The following is a 5899-nucleotide window of genomic DNA, read 5'->3' as shown; positions in this document are numbered from 1 at the left end:
GTAGGTCCAGGTATTCGTTGCCTTGCGCATCGTAGAGATAGGGGACGCTGGCCTTGGTGTACACGCGGTCGTAGCCGATGGTTTTCAGCACCCGGACCATTTGGGTATTGAGGTGCTGTTCGTGCAATTCGAAATTCTTGCCGGGGTGGGCGGCGAGTAGGTCTTTGATGTAGCTGGACATTGATGCCTCGGGAAATGTCGGTGTCATACGTGCGGCTACTGGCGTAGCCGCTTAGAAAAAGTCATCCGTTCGTAGGTCGGGCTTTAGCCCGACGTAACGACGCTTCCGGTGTCGGGCTGAAGCCCGACCTACAAGTGTTCTAGGATTTGGCGTGATCGGCCCGGCCAGCAAAGCGCAAGCGGCTAAACGCGGGCAGGACGATCAGTGCGCAAATCAAGGTGAGCATCAGTCCCACGGCCAACAGCAGCCCCATGCTGGCGGTGCCTTGGTGACTGGTGAAGGCCAAGCTCGAAAAGCTGAACACCGTGGTCAATGCGCCATAAAACACGCCTTGGGACTCGCTGGTCCCGAGCAAGTTCTCGTCATTGGATTGCAGGTAATGCATGCGGTGAGCCATGTGAATGCCGCTGTCCACGCCAAGGCCGAACAGCAAGGGCAGGGCGATGATGTTGGCGAAGTTGAACGGGATGTTCAGTAGCACCGTCGCCGCCGCCGTGAACAGCGAGGCCAGCAGCAGCGGCAACAGCACCAGCAGGGTGTCCTTGAAGTTGCGGAGGACCAGCAGCAGGATCAGCGTGGTCGCGCCGAAGGCGATGGCGAAGGCTTGCTGGAAAGCGGTGATGACCTCGTTCATGGATTCAAGGTAGGTCACGGGCAAATCGGTCACATCGGGATCGACCTTTTGCGCTTCCAGGATGAATTCCCGCAGATTATCCAAGTCGTTCAAGTCTTTCTTAGGGAAGATTTGCAGCCGGTACAGCCCCTTGTCGCTGACCCAGCGTTCCACCAAATCCTTCGGCAATTCGTACAGCGTGAAGGGTTCGGCCTCCAAGCTTCTGCGCAAATCGGCGATGGTGGCGGGCAGCGGGTCGAGGAGGCTGCTTTGCAGCTTATCCAACAGGTTTTGCCGGGTTTCCGAGTCGGCGGCGGCGTCGAGGCGGGTTTGGAACGCCGTCAAGGCTTGATCCAGTTGGACCAGCGCGGGGTCGTCTTTCGCCGCTAAACGGTCACGGACGATCTTGTGCAGCTTCTCCACCGCTTCCGGCGTGGCGCCGCCCTTGGCCGGAGGCGGGAAATTGGTGAATTGCGGACCCAGCACCAGCGACAAATCGGAAATCATCGCCAGCTTCTCGTCCTGGTCTTCCGGCACCAAATCGAAAATCGACATCACCCGATCCACGGTGGGCAATTGCTCGAACTTGGCTTCCCGCTCCCGGACTTCGGCCTCGCTGTGGGCCAGGGAAGCCAAGGTCATGGGCGAGGTATCCTCGGACTGGAGCAGGTATTTGAAGGTCTGGACCGACTCGGTGTTGGGGTCGCGCAGGTTGATGGGGTTGAAATCCACCTGGACATCCAGCACCAGCCGGACGGCGAGCAGGCCGAGAATGATGGTGACGACTTGCACCGTCCGGGCGTAGCGCAACGGCCAGTTGGACAGCAAAAGCGAACCCGTCTTTTGCTTCGACTTGCTCCGCTTGGGCGGGCGGATGGGCATGATTTTCATCAAGGCCGGCAGCACCGTGAAGGTGGTCGCCAGGGCGATGAACATGCTGGTGCCGGCGATGATGCCCAGTTCCGCCACGCCGGAGTATTTGGTCGGGATGTAGGAATACAGGCCAATGGCGGCGGTGATGGCGCTGAGAATCAGCGACGAGCCGGTGGAGGCGAGGGTTTCCCGCAGGGCGTCGCGCTGGGATTTGCCGCGCAGCACCAGCTCCCGATAGCGCAGGCAGAAATGGGAGGAATAGGCGTCGCCCATGCCGATGAACAGCACCGCGAAGCCGATGGAAATCAGGTTCAACTGACCGATGGCGACGGTCGCGAATCCCAAGGAGAAAATCAGCCCCATGCTCAGCGACACGAAGGTGGCGAACATCAGCTTGAGGGAGCGGTAAGCGAACCACAGCGTCGCACACACCAGGATCAACGAGGCGATACTGGCGACCGACACGCCGGTGCTGATGGTCTGCATTTCCTCATATTCCAGCACCACCTCGCCGGTCTTCCGCACCTTCACGTCCGCCAAATCGCCGCGCAGGGTGTCGGCCAAAATCTTGTCGATGGCCGCGATGGATTTTTCGGCGGGCATCAACTCGTCGAAGTGCATGACCGGCGTGAGGATGATGAAGCGCTTGGTCACGCCCAAACCGCTGGCGCGGGCCGACATCAATTGCCGCCAGGAGACCCGGTAGGGCTGGCCTGCGGCGGCGGCGCTGACGGCCTCGCGGATTTTGCCGAGCATCGGGTTGATGTCGAGGTCCAGGCCGTTCTTGGCGCCCTCGGTGAGCGCGTCGCCGACGATGCCGAACAGGCCGCGCAAGGTGTTGTCCTCGGCGATGCGGCCTATGAACGGCTGAGCGCTGGCGATTTGATTGGTGACGTCTTCCAGTTCCTTGGGACTGAGATACAGCAGGCCGTTCTTGGCGAAGAATTCGCTGTCGTCGGGGAGATAGACGGACTTGAATTCGGCGGTGTCCGCCCGCGCCGCCGCGCCGATGCGCCGGACGGCCTCCGCCGTGGTTTCCGGCGTGCTGCCTTCCACTAGCAGAAGAATGGTGCCGATATCCTGGGGGAAGGCCGCTTCCAATTGCAGGCGGTTCTTCTGGAAGGGCAGGTCCGTGGAAATCATGTCAGCCGTGTTGGTATCGACTTTCAGATTGTCCATGGTGTAGCGGAGCGTGAATCCGCAGGCGATCAGGAACAACAGGATCACCAGCCAGGGATAGCGGAGGAAGTTGGCTTCCCACCCATGGAGGGCGCGGATCAGGAGGCGGTCGGAGGTTTGGCTCATCGGGTTGTCGGCGGAGAAAGGGGTTTCGCCCGCTCAGCGTGGCGGGAAACAGAAATCGGTGCCCGCTGCTTGGCGGACGCGGCGCAAGGTGCCCACGGCAGCGCCGAAGGCCCGGCCTAATCGTATCAGTTCGCCCACCTGAGCGGGATGGCGGGCGAGGTGGGCCAGTAGTTTGCCCAGGCGGACATCGCCACGGGGATTGAGGGCCACCAGCACGGCGGCGGGCATGGCCATGGCGGACGTGTCGGCAATGGCCCGCACCGCAAGAAAGGGCAGGCCATGGCTCTGGGCCACGCGGGCGACGGCGGCGCTTTCCATGTCCACGGCGGCGGCGTTCGTGGCGGCGAACAAGGCTTGCTTTTCCGCCGGGCCGGGGACGACGTGGCGGCTTTCGGCGAGTTGGCCTCGTTTAATTGGCATGGCGGGGGAGAGCGCTTGCAGGAATCGGCGACGCCAATCGGTATCGGTGGCGTATCCGGTGCCGTCCGCGCCGTGGATGCGTTCTGGAACAATCAAATCACCGGGCTTTAAATCGGGGGCCAAGGCACCGGCACAGCCCCAACTGATGAGACCCGCAACGCCTTGTTCCACCAAGCGGGAAGCCGCTTGCTGGGCATTGTCGGAACCGGCCCCGGACACGATGAGGTGGTGGCCTTCGGCGGTTTGGGTGAGGTCGGTGAAGTCCAGTTTGCGGGGGTGGAGGGGCTGGGCTTCGGCGGGGAGGGCGACTAGGAGGCCGAGGGAGGCATACCGTTGTTGAGGAGCCATAGGTGGAGCAAGGAGCTACGAGGTATTCCGTGCCGCGCACTTCCCGGATTCATGTACATTCCATCTGGGATACGCTGGCTGAGTGTGCAAGGCAATGATTCCTGACTAATAATTACTGTGATTTCTCGCTAATTAGTATTAATCCAAGGAAATGTTTTCTTCACTAATATATTTTGATAGCAGATAATTCCACGATATTGTATCACCCCTGTAATCTTTGGTGCCGTCCCCGTTGAATCCCCTTCTCTCCTTTATTACCGCCGCTATGCCAAATTGCTCAGGATTGTAAGAAACCATAATGTCCTCGACAGGAAAAGGGTCTGTGGTGGCGCTTGCTACAACTGAGAGAATGGAAAAATGTTCGTGCCCTAAAAACGCCGACAGGATATTCGCCAGGCCCGTAATGCTTTCATCTTGGAATGTATCGGTCAGTTCATGATCAAGATATCTAACCTTCCGCCAGCGAACGAAGCCAATCTTTTTATCGCAGCTTTTTAGTTTTTCAAGGTTTTCGTAGGCGTGATTTAATCGTCCTTTGACTTTGGATATATCATCGCCCTTGAGTAAGGCTAAAGGAATTCCGTTGTCGTTGAAGCCACCGTCTTTGATTTCCTGAGGTAAGCTATTTACGCTAATAAGTTCATGATTGTGGCACAGTCCGGTATACTCGTCGTATACGGTTCCAAACTGGCTTATCTTAAGATTTTCTTCGCTTAATGCCTGGTTGACATCGAAGTCTTTGGCAAGGGTTTTTTGTAGTGCCAAGAATGATGTGACTGTCCAGTCGTATGGGTATGAGTGGTGTTGAACTCCATTGCTTTTCAAGAATTCTCTAACTTGATAAGCCGTTTTGCATAAACTCCCAATTGGAACTAGCATTATGATACTTGGATTAAAGTTATTGGCAGTCCTTTATATTGAGTGATTTAATATCCTCATTCATCGTTCCCAACCCGAGTGTGGGAACAATGAACACTCACCATACAGGACTACAACTTTTGTTTGGGTGCTTATTCGGCTTCTAAAGCCTAATTCTTAGCATTCAGCCCAAACATAAAGCGGTGATTTTCAAAGAACCGAAATTCGGCGTCGGCTATTTCGGATAAATTAACTTGGATAGTCCCCGATAAATTCGCGGGCTCAGTTTCACTTGCCCATGCGTCTATACACTCCACCTGTGCGCCTTGTTGAACCAAAAGCCTGACGATGGCTGTAAATTTCAGCGTTGCTTCAATAGCCTCGGCGTCTTCCGAGTACCAATCTACCGGCTTATTAAAACCAAGCTCTACGCTCTCTATGCACAGATGGCGGAGGCCACAGCTACAACCATGTGCGGAACTTACAAACCACTTGTTTGGGTGGGTAAGAAATGTCTCCTCTGGCAGTCCTGGTAATTCTCGACTAAAGGCAATCAGCCTGTCGTTATTAGCCGATAAATCTTCTGGGGAATCCGTACTGAGTAGCACCATATAGCACATAGCAGCCCCATCGTTTAGGGAACGCGGCCAAGTTAGCCGCGCTCCTAATCCTTACTTGATTAGCAAGGAGCTTCATTCCGTTACCGAAGAGTCCGTCATACCGGCAAGGATGCCGGTATCCAGCGTCCAGGGATGGCAAGCTTCCGCAACTTCAGTCGCTTGAGGCAAGCAGCGACAGTGCCCGCCAGCTAGCCGTCCTTGGACGCTGGGTTCCGGCATCCCTGCCGGAACGACGAATGAAGTTCCTTGCTAATCAGGAATCCTTATGCCGCCCGCTCGTTCCGATACCGCCCCAACGCCCACAGCGGGAAGAACTTATCGTAGCCGTGGTACTTCAGGTAAAACACTTTTGGGAACCCTGGCGCGTTGAAATAGCCATCCTCCCAGAAGCCATCCGCCTTCTGATTCCGCAGCAGATAATCCACCCCGGCGGCGACTTCCGGCGAATCCGCCTCGCCCGCCGCCATTAGGGCCAACAACGCCAAGGCCGTATGGAACGCCATCGGCGTATGGAACCGCCCGCGCTTATCTTCGCTGGCATCGTGGTAAGTGAAATTATCCTCACCCCAGCCACCATCGGCGCATTGCACGCTCTTCAACCAAGCCACGGCCCTGCGGATGGACGGATCGTCCTTCGACAAGCCCGCCTTTTCCAAGCCCACCAGCACCGACCAGGTGCCG

Annotated in this window: 4 protein-coding genes and 2 pseudogenes; all 6 read right to left on the bottom strand. The window is 57.1% G+C overall.

Annotated elements, in window-relative coordinates:
- Positions 1-181 (bottom strand): annotated as a pseudogene (locus ACXWUF_RS16805) (aspartate aminotransferase family protein); the annotation flags it as partial.
- Positions 182-320: 139 nt separating this feature from the next.
- Positions 321-2972 carry an MMPL family transporter gene (locus ACXWUF_RS16800; RefSeq protein WP_458495793.1) on the bottom strand — a complete coding sequence of 884 codons (2652 nt, stop codon included), beginning with the start codon at positions 2970-2972 and terminating at the stop codon, positions 321-323.
- A gap of 33 nt (positions 2973-3005) precedes the next feature.
- Positions 3006-3740 (bottom strand): phosphorylase family protein, encoded by a 735-nt coding sequence (locus tag ACXWUF_RS16795; RefSeq protein ID WP_458495792.1) that lies wholly within the window; start codon positions 3738-3740, stop codon positions 3006-3008.
- Between the two features lie 138 nt (positions 3741-3878).
- A complete protein-coding gene (locus ACXWUF_RS16790; protein ID WP_458495791.1) occupies positions 3879-4505 on the bottom strand; it encodes a hypothetical protein in 627 nt (208 codons plus the stop codon).
- A gap of 263 nt (positions 4506-4768) precedes the next feature.
- The gene (locus ACXWUF_RS16785; protein ID WP_458495790.1) at positions 4769-5209 is read right to left on the bottom strand and encodes a hypothetical protein; all 441 of its coding nucleotides are present in this window, start codon (positions 5207-5209) and stop codon (positions 4769-4771) included.
- Between the two features lie 272 nt (positions 5210-5481).
- Positions 5482-5899, bottom strand: a pseudogene (locus tag ACXWUF_RS16780) (squalene--hopene cyclase); the annotation flags it as partial.

The organism is Methylomagnum sp., assembly GCF_054333355.1.
This window is presented reverse-complemented; position numbering and strand designations above follow the sequence as displayed.